Annotated in this window: 24 protein-coding genes; 2 read left to right on the top strand and 22 right to left on the bottom strand. The window is 62.8% G+C overall.

The genetic code is table 11. From position 1 onward, the window contains the following. Positions 1 to 4 precede the first annotated feature (4 nt). Both WS70_RS01925 and WS70_RS01920 read right to left on the bottom strand, forming a co-directional pair. Positions 5 to 2,185, bottom strand: a complete 2,181-nt coding sequence (locus tag WS70_RS01925; protein ID WP_059598029.1) for a cytochrome c biogenesis protein ResB — start codon at positions 2,183 to 2,185, stop codon at positions 5 to 7. A gap of 128 nt (positions 2,186 to 2,313) precedes the next feature. Beyond that, positions 2,314 to 2,961 carry a c-type cytochrome gene (locus WS70_RS01920; protein WP_059598028.1) on the bottom strand — a complete coding sequence of 216 codons (648 nt, stop codon included), beginning with the start codon at positions 2,959 to 2,961 and terminating at the stop codon, positions 2,314 to 2,316. Between the two features lie 216 nt (positions 2,962 to 3,177). Between WS70_RS01920 and yihA the strand changes: the two genes are divergently transcribed. Together yihA and hemB are read left to right on the top strand one after the other, a co-directional pair. Continuing rightward, on the top strand, positions 3,178 to 3,837 hold the full coding sequence (gene yihA / locus WS70_RS01915) for a ribosome biogenesis GTP-binding protein YihA/YsxC (protein WP_059598027.1): 660 nt from the start codon (positions 3,178 to 3,180) through the stop codon (positions 3,835 to 3,837). 258 nt (positions 3,838 to 4,095) lie between these two features. Then, on the top strand, positions 4,096 to 5,094 hold the full coding sequence (hemB, locus tag WS70_RS01910) for a porphobilinogen synthase (protein WP_059472191.1): 999 nt from the start codon (positions 4,096 to 4,098) through the stop codon (positions 5,092 to 5,094). A gap of 158 nt (positions 5,095 to 5,252) precedes the next feature. Here hemB and dsbD read toward each other — a convergent pair whose 3' ends face one another. From dsbD to rplN, 20 genes are all read right to left on the bottom strand, one after another. Then, a complete protein-coding gene (gene dsbD, locus WS70_RS01905; protein ID WP_059598026.1) occupies positions 5,253 to 7,133 on the bottom strand; it encodes a protein-disulfide reductase DsbD in 1,881 nt (626 codons plus the stop codon). After that, complete coding sequence (cutA, locus tag WS70_RS01900; protein ID WP_059472189.1) at positions 7,126 to 7,452, bottom strand: divalent-cation tolerance protein CutA; 327 nt, start codon at positions 7,450 to 7,452, stop codon at positions 7,126 to 7,128. Before cutA ends, dsbD begins: the two co-directional genes overlap by 8 nt. A gap of 159 nt (positions 7,453 to 7,611) precedes the next feature. Next, a complete protein-coding gene (gene rplQ, locus WS70_RS01895) occupies positions 7,612 to 8,007 on the bottom strand; it encodes a 50S ribosomal protein L17 (RefSeq protein WP_004197924.1) in 396 nt (131 codons plus the stop codon). 142 nt (positions 8,008 to 8,149) lie between these two features. Beyond that, complete coding sequence (locus tag WS70_RS01890; protein ID WP_009888441.1) at positions 8,150 to 9,127, bottom strand: DNA-directed RNA polymerase subunit alpha; 978 nt, start codon at positions 9,125 to 9,127, stop codon at positions 8,150 to 8,152. Positions 9,128 to 9,254: 127 nt separating this feature from the next. Further along, the gene (gene rpsD / locus WS70_RS01885) at positions 9,255 to 9,878 is read right to left on the bottom strand and encodes a 30S ribosomal protein S4 (RefSeq protein WP_059598025.1); all 624 of its coding nucleotides are present in this window, start codon (positions 9,876 to 9,878) and stop codon (positions 9,255 to 9,257) included. A gap of 153 nt (positions 9,879 to 10,031) precedes the next feature. After that, on the bottom strand, positions 10,032 to 10,433 hold the full coding sequence (gene rpsK, locus WS70_RS01880; protein ID WP_010106947.1) for a 30S ribosomal protein S11: 402 nt from the start codon (positions 10,431 to 10,433) through the stop codon (positions 10,032 to 10,034). A 28-nt stretch (positions 10,434 to 10,461) separates the two neighbouring features. Continuing rightward, a complete protein-coding gene (rpsM, locus tag WS70_RS01875) occupies positions 10,462 to 10,827 on the bottom strand; it encodes a 30S ribosomal protein S13 (protein ID WP_010106948.1) in 366 nt (121 codons plus the stop codon). Positions 10,828 to 10,865: 38 nt separating this feature from the next. Next, the gene (rpmJ, locus tag WS70_RS01870; RefSeq protein WP_004199844.1) at positions 10,866 to 10,982 is read right to left on the bottom strand and encodes a 50S ribosomal protein L36; all 117 of its coding nucleotides are present in this window, start codon (positions 10,980 to 10,982) and stop codon (positions 10,866 to 10,868) included. A 20-nt stretch (positions 10,983 to 11,002) separates the two neighbouring features. After that, a complete protein-coding gene (infA, locus tag WS70_RS01865; protein WP_004521905.1) occupies positions 11,003 to 11,221 on the bottom strand; it encodes a translation initiation factor IF-1 in 219 nt (72 codons plus the stop codon). A gap of 9 nt (positions 11,222 to 11,230) precedes the next feature. Continuing rightward, the gene (gene secY, locus WS70_RS01860; RefSeq protein WP_006029294.1) at positions 11,231 to 12,577 is read right to left on the bottom strand and encodes a preprotein translocase subunit SecY; all 1,347 of its coding nucleotides are present in this window, start codon (positions 12,575 to 12,577) and stop codon (positions 11,231 to 11,233) included. 44 nt (positions 12,578 to 12,621) lie between these two features. Further along, positions 12,622 to 13,056: a 50S ribosomal protein L15 gene (gene rplO, locus WS70_RS01855; protein WP_010106951.1), complete on the bottom strand. Its 435-nt coding sequence runs from the start codon at positions 13,054 to 13,056 to the stop codon at positions 12,622 to 12,624. Between the two features lie 28 nt (positions 13,057 to 13,084). Beyond that, the gene (gene rpmD / locus WS70_RS01850) at positions 13,085 to 13,267 is read right to left on the bottom strand and encodes a 50S ribosomal protein L30 (RefSeq protein WP_010106952.1); all 183 of its coding nucleotides are present in this window, start codon (positions 13,265 to 13,267) and stop codon (positions 13,085 to 13,087) included. 15 nt (positions 13,268 to 13,282) lie between these two features. After that, the gene (rpsE, locus tag WS70_RS01845) at positions 13,283 to 13,801 is read right to left on the bottom strand and encodes a 30S ribosomal protein S5 (RefSeq protein ID WP_010106955.1); all 519 of its coding nucleotides are present in this window, start codon (positions 13,799 to 13,801) and stop codon (positions 13,283 to 13,285) included. Positions 13,802 to 13,815: 14 nt separating this feature from the next. Beyond that, the gene (gene rplR / locus WS70_RS01840; RefSeq protein WP_010106956.1) at positions 13,816 to 14,181 is read right to left on the bottom strand and encodes a 50S ribosomal protein L18; all 366 of its coding nucleotides are present in this window, start codon (positions 14,179 to 14,181) and stop codon (positions 13,816 to 13,818) included. Between the two features lie 12 nt (positions 14,182 to 14,193). After that, positions 14,194 to 14,724 carry a 50S ribosomal protein L6 gene (rplF, locus tag WS70_RS01835; RefSeq protein ID WP_010106957.1) on the bottom strand — a complete coding sequence of 177 codons (531 nt, stop codon included), beginning with the start codon at positions 14,722 to 14,724 and terminating at the stop codon, positions 14,194 to 14,196. Positions 14,725 to 14,744: 20 nt separating this feature from the next. Then, positions 14,745 to 15,140 (bottom strand): 30S ribosomal protein S8, encoded by a 396-nt coding sequence (gene rpsH, locus WS70_RS01830; protein ID WP_059472186.1) that lies wholly within the window; start codon positions 15,138 to 15,140, stop codon positions 14,745 to 14,747. 14 nt (positions 15,141 to 15,154) lie between these two features. Then, positions 15,155 to 15,460 (bottom strand): 30S ribosomal protein S14, encoded by a 306-nt coding sequence (gene rpsN, locus WS70_RS01825; RefSeq protein ID WP_010106961.1) that lies wholly within the window; start codon positions 15,458 to 15,460, stop codon positions 15,155 to 15,157. 7 nt (positions 15,461 to 15,467) lie between these two features. Next, complete coding sequence (gene rplE / locus WS70_RS01820; protein ID WP_004202757.1) at positions 15,468 to 16,007, bottom strand: 50S ribosomal protein L5; 540 nt, start codon at positions 16,005 to 16,007, stop codon at positions 15,468 to 15,470. Between the two features lie 17 nt (positions 16,008 to 16,024). Continuing rightward, positions 16,025 to 16,333, bottom strand: coding sequence for a 50S ribosomal protein L24 (gene rplX, locus WS70_RS01815; protein WP_059472185.1), 309 nt, complete (start codon positions 16,331 to 16,333; stop codon positions 16,025 to 16,027). 9 nt (positions 16,334 to 16,342) lie between these two features. After that, the gene (gene rplN / locus WS70_RS01810; RefSeq protein WP_004197951.1) at positions 16,343 to 16,711 is read right to left on the bottom strand and encodes a 50S ribosomal protein L14; all 369 of its coding nucleotides are present in this window, start codon (positions 16,709 to 16,711) and stop codon (positions 16,343 to 16,345) included. Positions 16,712 to 16,899 lie beyond the last annotated feature (188 nt).

The raw sequence follows: 16,899 nt of genomic DNA, 5'->3' as shown, positions 1-16,899 counted from the left end.
GATGTTACCGAGTCGAGTCCTTGGAACCAGCGCCGTCGGGCGCGCGGGAGGCAGGCGGCGCGCCCAATGCGGCCCCGGCCGCATCGCGCGTCTGCACGAATTCCTTTTCGAAGTCGAATGTCTTGCGTGCGGTGGACATCGCCATCAGCACGCTGACGCCCGCGCCCGTATCCTTGAGCCAGAACCAGAGGCGTCGCTCGCGCACGTAGAACATCGCGAAGATGCCGGCGACGAGCAGCAGGCTGCCAAGATACACCAGATTCTTGCCCGGCGCGCGCGTCAGCTGGAACACCGAGGCCTGCACCTGCCTGAACGAATCGAGCTGCAGATAGACGGGTGCGCCGTACAGGAAGCTGTCCGACAGCGCGTTGATCGCGTTCTGCACGAAGCGGACCGTGTCCTGCGCCTGCTGGACGGGCGGCTCGTTCGCACGCTCGCGCACGACTTGCCAGACTTCCCACATCGAGCCTTCGAGCATCCGCAGCAGTAGCGCGGCGGCCTTCTCCTTTTCTTCCTTCGGCACCGACCGGTCGATGAACGTCGCGACCGCCTGGAAACCGCCGATCGGATTGCCGTCGGCGCCACGGCCGATGCTGCCGTCCGCGCCCGCAAAAAGGGTCAGGACGCGTTGCGCGCTGTCATCGAGGCGGTCACGCAACGCGGCGTCGCCCGCGCCGAGCGAATGCTGCGCGAAGCGGCGCGCCGCCTCGGTGCGCACCGCCGGATCTTCGAGCGCCGCGCGCAGCCGCATCCATTCGCCGACCGTGTCGCGGCTGTCGGCCGGAATCCGCAGATAACGGAACGGATCGTTCGGACTCGCGCGCACGCCGGCGAGGAACACACGGTCGCCCCCCATGTCGATGGGCAGCATGTAGTTGTTGAATTCGCGCGCCTGGCCGTCCTTGCCGCGCACCTTGTACTGAACCGACGGCCCGATGTTGTGCAGTTCGAGCGGCTTCGACGTCTTTGCGCCGGAGCCGAGCCGCTCGTCGAAGATCTCCTTGATCGAGCGGTTCGCCGCGACGCCGCGCGCGTCGGTCTTGCCGTTCGCGTCGGTGACGTTCTCGACGTTGATCGCGCGGAAATCCGAGAACTCGACCGTTTCGCCGTCGGCGCCCGCCATCGCCAGCGGCACCGAGTTGCCGATCGTGCCCTTGAACGGGAACGTCGCGGCGCTCGAGCCCATCATCGGATACGCGGTCATTTCCATCAGCGAGCCGCCGTCCTGGAAGCTCGACTGGTAGATCGACACACCCTTGTACGTGAACGGCTTGTTGACTTCGACGCGCACGGGAATCCGCTTGCCGGTCTCGCGATCGACGACGACGATGTCGCTCGCGAAGAGCTTCGGCATGCCGGTCGAGTAATAATCGACGATGAACTTCTCGAGCTGGATCGAGAACGGCAGATCCTGGATCAGCGAACCGGTCGGCTGATTGAGGATCGCGGTCGACACGTACTGGCCCTCCGGCACCCAGGCGTAGCCGCGGAACGTCGGGTTCGACGCGGACAGCCGGTGCTCGGCGCCGATCTCGCTAATCGCCGCGCTCGAGTTGACGGGGCTCTTGCCGAACATCCACATCTGGAATTTGATCGGCAGGTTGCTGTCGAGCAGGCCGCCGACGCAGATCACGACGATCGCGAGGTGCGCGGCGATGTAGCCGAACTTCGTCAACGCGCCGCGCTTCGCGGCGACGAGCGTCGCGCCGTCCGATTCGCGCACGACGAGCCGGTAGCCCGCCTTCGCGACGAACGCAACAATGGTCTGCGTCGCGCGTGCGCGATCGCCCGCGACCGCGAACTCGGCCTTGTGATGGAACGCGCGCAGGCTGCCTTCGCGGACCTTGTCCTTCCAGCTCTTCGCGTCGGCGACCATCTTCGGCGCGTTGCGGATCACGCAAAGCGAGATCGACACGACGAGGAAGATCAGGATCAGCATGAACCACCACGCGCTGTAGACCGTATAGAGGCTGAGCGAGCGGAAGATGTCGGCCCAGAACGGGCCGAACTGATTGACGTAGTTAGGATACGGATCGTCCTGCGTGAGGACCGTGCCGATGATGCTCGCGATCGACAGGACGACGAGCAGCGCGATCGCAAAACGCATCGAGCTCAGCAGCTCGACCGCGCGCTTGACCGCGGACTGGCCCGCTCTCGACTGCAACCCCGACGTGGTAACGCTCATTCAAACTCCAACTCACAGCAAAAAAGGGCAAGGCGGCCGTGCTTCGACGGCGCCCCACCCTTTTCTTGTTCTAGCGGCCGCTGCGTGGACGGCCGGCTCGTTCATTCGGCTCGCGAACCGGGATCGGCTCAGTGCAGGCCAGCGATGTAATCGGCGACGGCCTTGACTTCGCTGTCCGTCAGCCGGAGCGCGATCTGATGCATCGCCTCGTTGTTGCGCGTGCCCTGCTGGAACGCGGTCAACTGCGCGACCGTGTAGTCCGCCCACTGGCCCGACAGCCGCGGATACTGGACCGGAATGCCCTGTCCCGTCGGCCCGTGGCAGCTCGCGCAGGCGGGCACGCCCTTCTCGGCGATGCCACCGCGATAGATCTTCTGACCGACCGGCACGGTGGCCGCGTTGCGCGCGGCGCCGAGCTTGGCCGACTGCGACCCGTAATAGGCGGCGACGCTGCGCGCATCCTGATCGTTCAGCGCGCTCGCGAATCCGACCATCACGGAATTGACGCGCACCGGCCCCTTCGCGCCCGGCTGCGTCTTGAAATCGTGCAACTGCTTGACCAGATAATCAGGGTGCTGACCGGCGAGCTTCGGAAACGAGCCCGTTGCACTGTTGCCGTCGACGCCGTGGCACGCCACGCACACCTGCGCCGCGATCGCCTTGCCCCGGTCGAGATCCGGCTTTGCCGCATCCGCCGCTTTTGCCTCCGCCATGAAACCAACGAGCCCCGCTACTGCGAACTGAAGCACCACCAAAGACTTGCTCAGTCGATTCATTCGCACACCTTGTTTCGTCTTGTGGGAGTTGTGAGGTTCTGCAAAAAACGACGGCGCCGAGTCTACCGTAGAAGCGCGCTCCTCAGCTTCCACCACCTGCGGCAAATGCGTCGTATTGTACAATACCCCGATGAAAGCCCCGGTGCCCATCAGGGCTACTTCGGGGCTCCCCGCCTTCCACCGCGCGGCCTGCGCCGCCAGTCTCCCTCCTGTGCCATGGCCTTCTTGCTCCATCAAGCCCGCTTCCTCACGACCGTCAATCATCTACGCGACCTGCCGCCGACCGTGCAGCCCGAAATCGCGTTCGCCGGCCGCTCGAACGCCGGCAAATCGACGGCGATCAACGTGCTTTGCAATCAGAAGCGGCTCGCTTTCGCGTCGAAGACGCCCGGGCGCACGCAGCACATCAACTATTTCTCGGTCGGCCCGGCGGCGGAGCCCGTCGCGAACCTCGTCGACCTGCCGGGCTACGGCTACGCGGAAGTGCCGGGCGCCGCGAAGGCGCACTGGGAGCAGTTGCTGTCGACATATCTGCAGACCCGCCCGCAGCTCCGCGGCATGATCCTGATGATGGATTCGCGCCGGCCGCTCACCGAGCTCGATCGCCGGATGATCGAGTGGTTCGCGCCGACCGGCAAGCCGATTCACACGCTGCTGACGAAGTGCGACAAATTGACGCGGCAGGAAAGCACCAACGCGCTGCGCGCGACGCAGAAAGGCCTCGACGCGTATCGGGACGCCGGCTACGTGGGCAAGCTGACCGTGCAGCTTTTCTCGGCGCTGAAGCGCACCGGGCTCGACGACGCGCATGCGCTGATCGAAAGCTGGGTGCGGCCCGCGGCCGCCGACGAAGATCGCAGCGCTGTAGCAGAATGACGATCGTGCAGCGTGCGTTGTGAAGCCGCGCCTGCCTGACGGATGTCGCGATTCGATTCGTGCGGCCCATAAAAAAACCCGCCGTTCAACGGCGGGTTAAACAGCCTAATCGAAAAACGACAGGCACCCGCTCAGGGAGGAGAAGCGGGGAGCATTGCGCAGTGCGCGTTGCTCGATCGCTATCATATACCATTGTCTCAAAAGTTTACCGAAGGGAACTGTAAGCTTCCTTCGCACACGGATCCCAGCCATTCCGCCATGAGCATCCATCCGCTGTACCGTCCGCGCCGCATGCGCCGCGACGATTTCTCGCGCCGCCTGATGCGCGAAAACATCCTCACCACGAACGACCTGATCTACCCCGTGTTCGTCGTCGAAGGCACGAACGTGCGCCAGCCGGTGCTGTCGATGCCGGGCGTCGAGCGCGTGTCGGTCGATCTGCTGATGGGCGTCGCCGAGCAGTGCGTCGCGCTCGGCGTGCCGGTCCTGTCGCTCTTTCCGGCGATCGAGCCGTCGCTGAAGACGCCCGACGGCCGCGAAGCCGCCAACCCCGAAGGGCTGATCCCCCGCGCGGTGCGCGAGCTGAAGCGCCGCTTCCCCGAACTCGGCGTGCTGACCGACGTCGCGCTCGATCCGTACACGAGCCACGGCCAGGACGGCGTGCTCGACGAGTCCGGCTACGTGCTCAACGACGAAACGCTCGAGATCCTCGTCGAGCAGGCGCGCGCGCAAGCGGAAGCGGGGGTTGACATCGTCGCGCCGTCGGACATGATGGATGGCCGCATCGGCGCGGTGCGCGAGATGCTCGAGAGCGACGGCCACATCCACACGCGGATCATGGCGTACTCCGCGAAGTACGCGTCCGCGTTCTACGGCCCGTTCCGCGACGCGGTCGGCTCCGCGTCGAATCTCGGCAAGAGCGACAAGATGACCTACCAGATGGATCCGGCCAACAGCGACGAGGCGCTGCGCGAAGTGCGCCTCGACATCGACGAAGGCGCGGACATGGTGATGGTGAAGCCCGGCATGCCGTACCTCGACATCGTACGCCGCGTGAAGGACGAATTCCGCTTCCCGACCTACGTTTACCAGGTGAGTGGCGAGTACGCGATGCTGAAGGCCGCCGCGCAGAACGGCTGGCTCGATCACGACAAGGTCGTGCTCGAATCGCTGCTCGCGTTCAAGCGTGCGGGTGCAGACGGCATCCTCACGTACTTCGCGCTCGACGCGGCGCGGCTGCTGCGCGCGCAGAAGTGAGCGCACGGCCGGCGTCCCGCGAACAAAGGGGGACGCGCCGGTTGTGAAAACAAAAACGGCGAGGCATCGAGCCTCGCCGTTTTTGTTTTCACCTGATTAACGGGCGACGACCGCAATGCGCGCGGCACGAATCCGATCGCGCAGCCCGCTTCGATTCGTCACGACGCCGACAACACGGCCGGCAGCGCCATGCGATCGAGGCTGCGCAGAAAACGATCCGCAGACTGATAGCCGACGACACGCCCGCGTTCCTGCCCGTTCCGATCGAACACGATGATGCCGGGCGGCCCGAACAACCCGAAACGCTTCAAGAGCGCCTGATCGTCCGGCGTGTTTGCGGTGACGTCCGCGCGCACGAGATGCATTTGCGCGAGCCGCGCCTCGACGCGCGCGTCGGAGAACGTCAGATGCTCCATCTCCTTGCAGCTCACGCACCAGTCCGCATAGAAGTCGAGCATCACGGGCTGCGCCGACGTCTTCACGATCTCGTCGAGCTCGGCGACCGAACGCGCCGGCGCGAACGCCGGCCCTTCGTGCGCGGCCGCGCCGGCATTCGCCACGGCGCCGCTGGGCGCCGCTCGCGCCGCCAACACCGCGAGCGGGCGCAGCGGATCAGTCGAGCCCGCTGCCAAGCCGACGAGGAGCATCGCGGCCCAGATCGCGAGCGCAGCGCCGAGCCCGCGCCCGAGGCGGCGCCAGATCGACGACGAGCCCGAATGCGGCGTGAAAAGCCCGAGCGCGGCGGCGGCGATCAGCAGCCACAACGCGCCCAGGCCGAGCTGCGACGCGGCGTTCAGCACCGGCCAGACGATCCACAGCGCGGCAGCGAGCAGCACCACGCCGAAGAACACCTTCACGCCGTCCATCCAGGCGCCGGCGCGCGGCAGCAACGTGCCTGCGCCGAGCCCGATGACGAGAAGCGGAACGCCAAGGCCGAGCCCCATCGAAAAGAGCGCCGCGCCACCGAGAAACGCATTGCCGGTATGCGCGATGAACGCGAGTACCGCGAAAAGCGGCGCGGTCATGCATGCGCCGACGACAAGCGCTGACAGTGCGCCCATCGTTGCGACGGCGGCGAAGCGCCCGCCCTTGCGCGGCCCGGAAGTCTGTGCGGCGCCGCTCTGCCAACGCTGCGGCAGCGCGATGTCGATTCCGCCGATCAACAGCAGCGCGAACACCGTGAGGAGCAGCGCGAACGCGCCGAGCACCCATGGATTCTGCAGCCAGGCGCCGAGGCTCTGCCCGACCAGCGCGGCCACGACACCGAGCGCCGTATAGACGAGCGCCATGCCGATCACGTAGGTGAGCGACAACGCGAAGGCGCGCGTGCGCGTCGCATGCGCGCCTTCGCCGACGATGATCGCCGACAGGATCGGAATCATCGGATACGAGCAAGGCAACAGGCTCAGCACCATGCCGGCCACGAAATAGAGTGCGATGATCGTCAGGAACCCGTGGCCCTCGAGCAGTGAGCGCGCGTAGTCGGCGCTTGTCACGCGCTCGTACCAGCTGCCGCCGTCGGCCGCAGACGGATCGGCACCGGCGGCGGCCACCGGCGTCGCTCCGTTGGCGCCGAGCGCCGCGCCGTCGATCCGCACGACATGCTCGGCGGGCGGATAGCAGATCCCTTCGTCCGCGCAGCCCTGCGACGTCACCGCGAGCTCAAACGGCCCCGACGCTTGTTTGACCGGCAGGTGGACCGTCAGGTCGCCGCGGTAGGTTTCGACATTCTTCTGGAACGTCGGATCGAACTTCACGTGTCCGGCCGGCAGTTGCGGCTCGCCGAGCGTCGCCGAGCCGCTTTTCACGGCGAACGCGAACCGCTCGCGATACATGTAATAGCCGTCGGCGATCTTGAAACGGATGTCGACCTGTCCCGGTGCCTCGCTCGCACTGAATTTGAATGCGACCGCGGGATCGAGAAAATCGTCTGCGGCGCGCGCCGCGAACGACGCGCCGAACAGCACGCCGAGCATTGCGACAACGGCGAGCAGGAAGCGGAGGCGGGACTGCGCGTGAAGCGGAATGCGGTTAAACATGAAATGAACGCTGAGTTTCGGTGGCGACCCACTGGCCGTAGGCGGCGGACGCCGTCGCCTGCCATGAGACGATCTCCGGGACGTCATACGGATGGTGCGACTGGATATACCGCTCGAGTTCCAGCGCTCGCACGGCGCTCGTCTTGAACAGGAGCTGGATCTCGGCGGCCGTCTCGACCTTGCCCTGCCAATGGTAGCTCGAACGGATCGTGCCGAGCTCGGACACGCACGCGGCGAGCCGGGCCGACAGCGCGCCGTCGGCGAGCGCGCGGGCAACGGCGGCGTCGGGCACGGTCGTCAACATCATCACGATCACCATTCGCGCCTCCGTCATCTGCGTTGAAACGTCATATCGTATCGCACGTCGTGAAAGCGCGTGAACGATGCGCGCCGCGTCAATCCGACGCACGGAATCGATCAACGAAAACAAAAAGGGCCAAGCATCGCTTGGCCCTTTTTGTTACGTACCGGAAGACGCTTATTCGGCTTCCTGGACGTTTTCGGTCTCTTCGACTTCCGGACGGTCGAGCAGTTCGACGAGCGCCATCGGTGCATTGTCGCCGACGCGGAAACCGAACTTCAGGATGCGCAGGTAGCCACCCGGACGGTTCGCGAAACGCGGGCCGAGGACGTCGAACAGCTTCGCGACGGAATCGCGATCGCGCAGGCGGTTGAACGCCAGGCGGCGGTTTGCGAGCGACGGCTTTTTGCCGAGCGTGATCAGCGGCTCGACGACTTTACGGAGTTCCTTCGCCTTCGGCAGCGTCGTCTTGATGACTTCGTGCTCGATCAGCGAGTTGGACATATTGCGGAGCATAGCCAGACGGTGGCTGCTCGTGCGGTTCAGTTTCCGCAGACCGTGACGGTGACGCATTTCGGTTTCCTTGATTCAAAGTTTTGATCCAGCTCTTCTATCGCGCGAGAAAATCAGGCGCACGGGCCGGTACGGGGAAAAAAGCAAGATGCGGATTCTAAAAGAAAATCCGCACCTTGACCAGTTACAGCGATAACCGGAATTACTTGTCGAGACCAGCCGGCGGCCAGTTCTCGAGCTTCATGCCCAGCGTGAGACCGCGCGAAGCGAGCACTTCCTTGATCTCGTTCAGCGACTTACGGCCGAGGTTCGGCGTCTTCAGCAGCTCGTTTTCCGTGCGCTGGATCAGGTCGCCGATATAGTAGATGTTTTCGGCCTTCAGGCAATTCGCCGAACGGACGGTCAGCTCGAGATCATCGACCGGGCGCAGCAGGATCGGGTCGATCTGCGGCGCGCGCGACGGCGCTTCCGCGGCCGTTTCCGTGCCTTCCAGCGCCGCGAACACGGACAGCTGGTCGACGAGGATGCGTGCCGATTGGCGGATCGCTTCTTCCGGCGTGATGACGCCGCTCGTTTCGATGTTCATCACGAGCTTGTCGAGATCGGTACGCTGTTCGACACGCGCGCTCTCGACCGCATAGCTCACGCGGCGAACCGGCGAGAACGACGCGTCGAGGACGATGCGGCCAATGATCTTCGCCGTTTCGTCGCCATAGCGGCGCACGTTGCCCGGCACATAGCCGCGACCCTTTTCGACCTTGATCTGCACGTCGAGCTTGCCGCCCTTCGACAGATGCGCGATCACGTGATTCGGGTTGATGACTTCGCAGTCGTGGGCCAGTTCGATATCGCCGGCCGTCACGACGCCTTCGCCTTCCTTGCGCAGCGTCACCGTGACTTCGTCGCGGTTATGCAGCTTGAACACCACGCCCTTCAGGTTCAGCAGCAGGTTGACGACGTCCTCTTGCACACCATCAAGCGTCGAATACTCGTGCACGACACCGGCGATCGTCACTTCGGTCGGCGCATAGCCGACCATCGACGACAGCAGTACGCGGCGAAGCGCATTGCCCAAGGTGTGGCCGTAACCGCGTTCGAACGGCTCCATCACCACTTTCGCGTGGTTCTCGCCAAGCGATTCCACGGCGATGATCTTGGGTTTCAACAAACTGGTTTGCATAGGTTTTCCTTTTCAATACCCTCGGCTCGTTACACCGATAAGGCTGACCGGTAACAACCTGAAAATGAACAGCCGAGGCCCTGCCTTGCGAAACGCAATGAGCAGGATTCCTCGGCCATCAATCGGATTAACGCGAATACAATTCGACGATCAGGCTTTCGTTGATGTCGCCCGCGATGTCGGCGCGCTCCGGCACTTGCTTGAATGTGCCTTCGAATTTCTTCGCATCGACCGCAACCCAGCTCGCCAGGCCGCCTTGCTCGGCCAGCGACAGCGCTTCGACGATACGCGCCTGCTTCTTCGACTTTTCGCGAATCGAGATCACGTCGCCAGGCTTCACTTGCTGCGACGGGATATTCGCGACGACGCCGTTCAGCGTGATGGCCTTGTGGCTCACGAGCTGACGCGCTTCAGCGCGGGTCGAACCGAAGCCCATGCGGTACACGACGTTGTCGAGACGCGACTCGAGCAGTTGCAGCAGGTTTTCACCCGTGTTGCCCTTGCGGCGATCGGCTTCAGCGAAGTAGCGGCGGAACTGACGCTCCAGCACGCCGTAGATGCGCTTGACCTTCTGCTTTTCGCGGAGCTGCGTGCCGTAATCCGACGTGCGCGCACCCGAGGTACGGCCGTGCTGACCCGGCTTGCTGTCGAGCTTGCATTTGTCGGCGAGCGAGCGGCGCGCGCTCTTCAGGAACAGATCGGTGCCTTCACGGCGGGACAGCTTGGCTTTGGGGCCGATATAACGTGCCACTTTGCATTCCTCTATCTATCGGTCACGCGGACCTGAATCCGCGCTAGTTCGCGCCCTTTGGGACGAACGGTGGGCTTAATCAATCAAATGCGCCTTCAAAAAAAGCGCAGCCCGTCGACGCATGGCGGCGACAGGCAAGGCGCCAACGCATCGTTAGATGCGGCGACGCTTCGGCGGACGGCAGCCGTTGTGCGGAATCGGCGTCACATCCGAAATCGCAGTGATCTTGATGCCGAGGCCGTGCAGTGCGCGCACCGCTGACTCGCGGCCCGGGCCGGGGCCCTTGATCCGCACTTCCAGATTCTTCACGCCATATTCCATCGCCACGCGGCCAGCCGACTCGGCAGCCACCTGTGCGGCGAACGGCGTCGACTTGCGCGAGCCCTTGAAGCCCTGGCCGCCCGACGTCGCCCACGCCAGCGCATTGCCCTGGCGATCGGTGATCGTGATGATCGTGTTGTTGAACGACGCGTGAACGTGAACCACGCCTTCAGCGACGTTCTTCTTAACCTTTTTGCGAACGCGTTGCGCCGCGGAGTTCGAAGCCTTAGCCATTACGTTTTCCTGTAACTGTCAGTTCCGCTTATTTCTTCAGCGCTTGTGCTGCGCGACGCGGACCCTTGCGAGTACGGGCGTTCGTACGCGTACGCTGGCCACGCAGGGGCAGGCCCTTGCGATGACGCACGCCACGATAGCAGCCGAGATCCATCAGGCGCTTGATGTTCATCGTCACTTCACGGCGCAGATCGCCTTCGACGACAAACTTGCCCACTTCTTCACGCAGCTTTTCGAGGTCTGCGTCGGTCAGGTCCTTGACCTTCTTCGAGAAAGCCACACCAGAAGCCGCGCAAATGCTGCGCGCGCGCGTGCGGCCGATACCAAAAATCGCCGTCAGACCGATTTCGGTATGCTGGTGGTTCGGGATGTTAACCCCTGCGATACGAGCCATTGTTGTTCCTCAAACAAAAAGCGCAAACAAACGCGCAGTCAGCCTTGACGTTGCTTGTGACGCGGATCCGAGCTGCAGATCACGCGAACCACGCCTTTGCGCTTGATGATCTTGCAATTGCGGCAAATGCGCTTAACCGATGCCATCACTTTCATGATATTACCCTTTTTCTAAATCACTTCGCCCGGAACACGATCCGTGCACGAGACAGATCGTAAGGCGTCAATTCAACCGTCACCTTGTCGCCGGGAAGGATACGAATGTAGTGCATCCGCATCTTTCCGGAGATATGTCCCAATACGACATGGCCGTTTTCCAGCTTCACCCGGAAGGTCGCATTCGGAAGGTTTTCGATCACCTCACCCTGCATCTGGATTACATCGTCCTTGGCCATAGGTCCTTTTTAACGCATTGGGATGTTGCCGCCCTTGAAGTTGGCCTTCTTGAGCAGCGACTCATACTGTTGCGACATAACGTACGACTGCACCTGCGCCATGAAGTCCATCGTGACGACGACAATGATCAGCAGCGACGTTCCACCAAAATAAAACGGCACGTTCCAGCGCAGCACCAGGAACTCCGGCAGCAGACACACGAAGACGATATAGACCGCACCGGCCAGCGTGAGACGCGTGAGGATCCGGTCGATGTACCGTGCGGTCTGGTCGCCCGGACGGATGCCCGGAACGAACGCGCCGCTCTTCTTCAGGTTGTCCGCGGTTTCCCTGCTGTTGAACACCAGCGCGGTGTAGAAGAAGCAGAAAAACACGATTGCCAGCGTGTACAACAGCACGTACACCGGCTGGCCCGGCTTCAGCGCTTCCGCGACGTTGTGCAGCGTATCGGACAGCCAGCCCTTGCGCTCGCCCGAGCTGAACCAGCTCAGGATCGTCGCCGGGAACAGGATGATCGACGACGCGAAGATCGGCGGGATCACGCCCGACATGTTCAGCTTCAGCGGCAGGTGCGACGACTGCCCGCCGTAGATCTTGTTGCCGACCTGACGCTTCGCGTAGTTCACGAGGATCTTGCGCTGACCGCGTTCGATGAACACGACCAGGTAAGTCACCGCGGCAATCAGAACGACGATGATGATCGCCGAAATGATGCTCATCGAACCCGTGCGCACCAGCTCGAACAGCCCACCGACGGCATTCGGGAACCCTGCTGCGATCCCGCCGAAGATGATGATCGAGATACCGTTGCCGAGACCGCGCTCGGTGATCTGCTCGCCGAGCCACATCAGGAACATCGTGCCCGTCACCAGCGTGACGACCGTCGTCAGACGGAACACCGCGCCCGGATCGGTCACGAGCCCCGGCTGGTTCTCCAGCGCGGCGGCGATGCCGAAAGCCTGGAACGTCGCGAGCACCACGGTGAAGTACCGCGTGTACTGCGTGATCTTCCGCTGTCCGGCCTGCCCTTCCTTCTTCAGCGCCTCGAGCTGCGGCGACACGATCGCCATCAGCTGCATGATGATCGACGCCGAAATGTACGGCATGATCCCCAGCGCAAAGATCGTGAAGCGCGACAGCGCGCCACCCGAGAACATGTTGAACATGCCCAGGATGCCGCCCGCCTGGCTCTGGAACAGCTTCGCCAGTTGATCCGGGTCGATGCCCGGCACCGGAATGTGCGCGCCGATGCGATAGACGATCAGCGCCAGCAGCAAGAACATTGCACGCCGGCGCAGATCGCCGAACTTCGCCGTGCTTCGACCGGGTTTTGCGAGACTCGGACTGTTAGCCAAGTATCTTCTCCGATGCAAATGCTAGTGACGGCACGCGTTGCGTGTCACTCGGCAAACGAACCGCCGGCCGCTTCGATCGCGGCGCGCGCACCCTTCGTCGCACCCAGACCCTTGACGACGATCTTGCGCTTCAGTTCGCCCGTCGCGATGATCTTCGCGCTCTTCGTCAGTTCGCCGACGAGGCCGGCTTGCTTCAGAGCGAGCAGATCGATTTCGTCGACCGGCAGCTTCTCGAGGTCGGAGAGGCGCACTTCACCGACGAATTCCTTCGTCAGCGACGTGAAGCCCCGCTTCGGCAGACGACGCTGCAGCGGCATCTGACCGCCTTCGAAGCCGACCTTGTGGAAGCCGCCCGAACGCGATTTCTGACCCTTGTGACCACGGCCGGCCGTCTTGCCGAGGCCAGAACCGATGCCGCGACCGACGCGACGCTTAGCGTGCTTCGCGCCTTCGGCCGGCTTCAGGTTATTCAATTCCATATCAACTCCTTGATCCGTAGTCGGCCGCTTAACCGATGACCTTCACGAGGTACGAGACCTTGTTGATCATCCCGCGCACCGCCGGCGTATCCTGCAGCTCGCTGACCGAGTTGAGACGGCGCAGACCCAGACCGCGCACGGTAGCGCGGTGCGTTTCGCGGGTCCCGATCAGGCTCTTCACGAGCTGAACCTTGACAGTTTTTTCAGACATGGTGACCACCTGGGCTTAGCCCAAAATATCTTCGACGGACTTGCCGCGCTTCGCCGCGATGTCGGCCGGGGTCGACTGCTTGCGCAGGCCGTCCAGCGTCGCACGAACGAGGTTGTACGGATTCGTCGAACCGTGGCTCTTCGCAACGACGTTCTGCACGCCCATCACGTCGAACACCGCGCGCATCGGGCCGCCGGCGATCACGCCCGTGCCGCCCTTCGCCGGAGCGAGGAGGACTGCCGACGCGCCGTGCTTGCCGTGCACTTCGTGTTGCAGCGTGCCGTTCTTGAGCGGCACCTTGAACATGTTGCGGCGAGCCTGTTCCATTGCCTTCTGGACAGCGACCGGCACTTCCTTCGCCTTGCCCTTGCCCATACCGATACGGCCGTCACCATCGCCGACCACGGTCAGCGCGGCGAAGCCGAGAATCCGGCCACCCTTCACGACCTTGGTCACGCGATTGACCGAAATCATTTTTTCGCGAAGGCCGTCGTCGCGCTCGTCAGCCTGAACTTTCGCTTGCATCTTTGCCATGACGAATTCCTTCCTTAGAACTTGAGCCCAGCTTCACGAGCTGCCTCAGCCAGCGCCTTCACGCGGCCGTGGTAGCGGAAGCCCGAGCGGTCGAAGGCGACGGATTCGATGCCGGCGGCCTTGGCCTTCTCAGCAATGCGCTTGCCGATCAGCGTCGCAGCGTTAACGTTGCCACCCTTGCCCGACTTGTCGGCAAGCTGAGCACGCACTTCCGCTTCGAGCGTCGACGCGCTGGCGAGCACCTTGGTGCCGCAGGGCGAAAACACTTGCGCGTAGATGTGCGTGTTCGTGCGATGCACGGCGAGACGCGCGACCTGCAACTCAGCGATCTTGATACGCGTCTGGCGAGCGCGGCGCAGGCGAGATTGAGTCTTATCCATGATTGCGCACCCTTACTTCTTCTTCGTTTCTTTGAGGATCACAACCTCGTCGGAATAGCGCACGCCCTTGCCCTTGTAAGGCTCCGGCGGACGGTAACCGCGGACTTCCGCAGCCACTTGACCGACTTGTTGCTTGTTGATCCCCTTGATCACGATTTCGGTTTGCGTCGGGGTTTCAGCCTTGATGCCTTCCGGCATCTGGTGCACCACCGGGTGCGAGAAACCCAGCGACAGGTTCAGCTTGTCGCCTTGCGCTTGCGCACGATAACCGACGCCAACCAGCGTCAACTTGCGCTCGAAACCCTTGGTCACGCCGTGCACCATGTTCGCGATGATCGCGCGCATCGTGCCCGACAGTGCATTTGCTTCGCGGCTGTCGTCAACCGGCGACAGGTTCAGCGTGCCGTCGTTGTTCGCCACGCTCACGAGCGGATTGACCGCTTGCGTGATCGTGCCCAGCGGCCCCTTGACGGTGATGGAGCCGTCGGCCAGCTTGACTTCCGCGCCTTGCAGCGCGATCGGGCTCTTACCTACTCGAGACATGTTCCTCTCTCCTTTCGGCTTTAAGCGACATAGCAGATGACTTCGCCGCCGACGCCCGTAGCGCGCGCCTTGCGGTCGGTCATCACGCCCTTTGGCGTCGACACGATTGCCACACCGAGGCCGTTCATGACCTGCGGAATCTCGTTACGGCCGCGGTACACGCGCAGGCCCGGCTTCGACACGCGCTCGAGGCGCTCGATGACCGGACGGCCCGCGTAGTACTTCAGCGCGATGTTCAGTTCGGCCTTCGCGCCGTCCGCCTTCACGGCGAAATCGTCGATATAGCCTTCGTCCTTCAGGACCTGCGCGATCGCAACCTTGACCTTCGACGAGGGCATCGCCACCGAAACCTTCTCGACCATCTGCGCGTTGCGGATGCGAGTCAGCATATCGGCGATAGGATCACTCATGCTCATTTATGTTTCTCCTATTACCAGCTCGCCTTGGTCAGGCCAGGAATCTCGCCACGGAATGCGATTTCACGAATCTTGTTGCGCGCGAGGCCGAACTTGCGGAACGTGCCACGCGGACGGCCCGTGATCGCGCAGCGGTTACGCTTGCGGGTCGGGTTTGCGTTGCGGGGCAGTTGCTGCAGTTCCAAACGAGCGGCGTAACGCTCCTCTTCGGACTTGCTCGCGTCGTCGATGATCGCCTTCAGTTCAGCACGCTTCGGAGCGTACTTTTGCGCAAGGCGAGCGCGCTTCTTTTCACGTTCGATCAGTGCCAGTTTAGCCACGGTAACCTCAGTTTCTGAACGGGAACTTGAAGCTGGCGAGCAGAGCCTTCGCTTCGTCGTCGGTCTTCGCGGTCGTCGTGATGCTGATGTTCAGCCCACGCAGCGCGTCGATCTTGTCGTAATCGATTTCGGGGAAAATGATCTGCTCTTTCACACCGATGTTGTAATTGCCGCGGCCATCGAAAGCACGACCCGACACGCCGCGGAAGTCGCGCACGCGGGGCAGCGCAACCGTCACGAAACGATCGAGAAATTCGTACATCGCACGGCCACGCAGCGTGACCATCGCCCCGATCGGGTAGCCCTGGCGGATCTTGAAGCCCGCGATTGCCTTGCGAGCCTTCGTCACGACCGGCTTTTGACCCGCGATCTTCGTCAGGTCGCCAACGGCGTTCTCGATGATCTTCTTGTCGGCGACCGCTTCGCCAAGACCCATGTTCAGGGTGATCTTGGTGATGCGCGGCACTTCCATGACCGACTTGTAGCCGAACTTCTCGATCAGGCCGGGAACAACCTTCTCTTTATAAAACTCTTGAAAACGTGCCATTTCTCTACTCCGCAGCGTCAGGCGCTCAGCACGGCACCGGTCGTCTTCAGGAAGCGAACCTTCTTGCCATCCTCGACCTTGATGCCAACACGCGAAGCCTTGCCGTTCGCGTCGACCAGTGCGACGTTCGAAATATGCAGCGGCATCGTCTTCGCTTCCACGCCGCCCGTCGCCCCCTTCATCGGGTTCGGCTTCACATGCTTCTTGACGAGGTTGATGCCCTCGACCGTCACATGCTCGGCGCCCACGGCCAGCACGACACCGCGCTTGCCCTTGTCCTTGCCGGTGACGACGATCACTTCGTCACCCTTGCGAATCTTGTTCATCGCGACTCCTTACAGCACTTCCGGCGCCAGCGAGACGATCTTCATGAATCGTTCGCTACGCAACTCACGCGTGACCGGCCCGAAAATACGGGTGCCGATCGGCTCGAGCTTGTTATTCAAAAGCACAGCGGCGTTGCCGTCGAACTTGATCAGCGAGCCGTCTTGACGACGAACGCCCTTGGCGGTGCGGACCACCACGGCGTTGTAGATTTCGCCTTTCTTCACGCGCCCGCGCGGCGTTGCCTCTTTGACGCTCACCTTGATGATGTCGCCAATGCTGGCATAACGACGCTTCGAGCCGCCGAGCACCTTGATGCACATGACTTCACGCGCACCCGTGTTGTCGGCCACTTCAAGCCGAGATTCGGTCTGGATCATGGTTTGTCTTTCCCAACTTAATCCGGATACGCCACCATGGCGCATACGGTCAGTCTTGGTCCCGTCAGCCAATCGGCTGCTTGGGTTGGAACAGCAGCGACGGCAAACGAAACCCGCCATCGCAAATCGGTGAATCCTTCGGAGCAGGCCTGACGCCAGTCCGCTTCCCCCACCAGTCACTTCGCCCG

This window comes from Burkholderia mayonis, from assembly GCF_001523745.2.
GTDB classification, from domain to species: Bacteria; Pseudomonadota; Gammaproteobacteria; order Burkholderiales; family Burkholderiaceae; genus Burkholderia; species Burkholderia mayonis.
This window is presented reverse-complemented; position numbering and strand designations above follow the sequence as displayed.

Excerpts from the sequence above, each read along its gene's own strand:
- WS70_RS01925 (WP_059598029.1), bottom strand. The coding sequence starts at position 2,185 with ATGAGCGTTACCACGTCGGGGTTGCAGTCGAGAGCGGGCCAGTCCGCG.
- WS70_RS01920 (WP_059598028.1), bottom strand. The coding sequence starts at position 2,961 with ATGAATCGACTGAGCAAGTCTTTGGTGGTGCTTCAGTTCGCAGTAGCG.
- yihA (WP_059598027.1), top strand. The coding sequence starts at position 3,178 with ATGGCCTTCTTGCTCCATCAAGCCCGCTTCCTCACGACCGTCAATCAT.
- hemB (WP_059472191.1), top strand. The coding sequence starts at position 4,096 with ATGAGCATCCATCCGCTGTACCGTCCGCGCCGCATGCGCCGCGACGAT.
- dsbD (WP_059598026.1), bottom strand. The coding sequence starts at position 7,133 with ATGTTTAACCGCATTCCGCTTCACGCGCAGTCCCGCCTCCGCTTCCTG.
- cutA (WP_059472189.1), bottom strand. The coding sequence starts at position 7,452 with ATGGTGATCGTGATGATGTTGACGACCGTGCCCGACGCCGCCGTTGCC.
- rplQ (WP_004197924.1), bottom strand. The coding sequence starts at position 8,007 with ATGCGTCACCGTCACGGTCTGCGGAAACTGAACCGCACGAGCAGCCAC.
- WS70_RS01890 (WP_009888441.1), bottom strand. The coding sequence starts at position 9,127 with ATGCAAACCAGTTTGTTGAAACCCAAGATCATCGCCGTGGAATCGCTT.
- rpsK (WP_010106947.1), bottom strand. The coding sequence starts at position 10,433 with ATGGCTAAGGCTTCGAACTCCGCGGCGCAACGCGTTCGCAAAAAGGTT.
- rpsM (WP_010106948.1), bottom strand. The coding sequence starts at position 10,827 with ATGGCTCGTATCGCAGGGGTTAACATCCCGAACCACCAGCATACCGAA.
- rpmJ (WP_004199844.1), bottom strand. The coding sequence starts at position 10,982 with ATGAAAGTGATGGCATCGGTTAAGCGCATTTGCCGCAATTGCAAGATC.
- infA (WP_004521905.1), bottom strand. The coding sequence starts at position 11,221 with ATGGCCAAGGACGATGTAATCCAGATGCAGGGTGAGGTGATCGAAAAC.
- rplO (WP_010106951.1), bottom strand. The coding sequence starts at position 13,056 with ATGGAATTGAATAACCTGAAGCCGGCCGAAGGCGCGAAGCACGCTAAG.
- rpmD (WP_010106952.1), bottom strand. The coding sequence starts at position 13,267 with ATGTCTGAAAAAACTGTCAAGGTTCAGCTCGTGAAGAGCCTGATCGGG.
- rpsE (WP_010106955.1), bottom strand. The coding sequence starts at position 13,801 with ATGGCAAAGATGCAAGCGAAAGTTCAGGCTGACGAGCGCGACGACGGC.
- rplR (WP_010106956.1), bottom strand. The coding sequence starts at position 14,181 with ATGGATAAGACTCAATCTCGCCTGCGCCGCGCTCGCCAGACGCGTATC.
- rplF (WP_010106957.1), bottom strand. The coding sequence starts at position 14,724 with ATGTCTCGAGTAGGTAAGAGCCCGATCGCGCTGCAAGGCGCGGAAGTC.
- rpsH (WP_059472186.1), bottom strand. The coding sequence starts at position 15,140 with ATGAGCATGAGTGATCCTATCGCCGATATGCTGACTCGCATCCGCAAC.
- rplE (WP_004202757.1), bottom strand. The coding sequence starts at position 16,007 with ATGGCACGTTTTCAAGAGTTTTATAAAGAGAAGGTTGTTCCCGGCCTG.
- rplX (WP_059472185.1), bottom strand. The coding sequence starts at position 16,333 with ATGAACAAGATTCGCAAGGGTGACGAAGTGATCGTCGTCACCGGCAAG.
- rplN (WP_004197951.1), bottom strand. The coding sequence starts at position 16,711 with ATGATCCAGACCGAATCTCGGCTTGAAGTGGCCGACAACACGGGTGCG.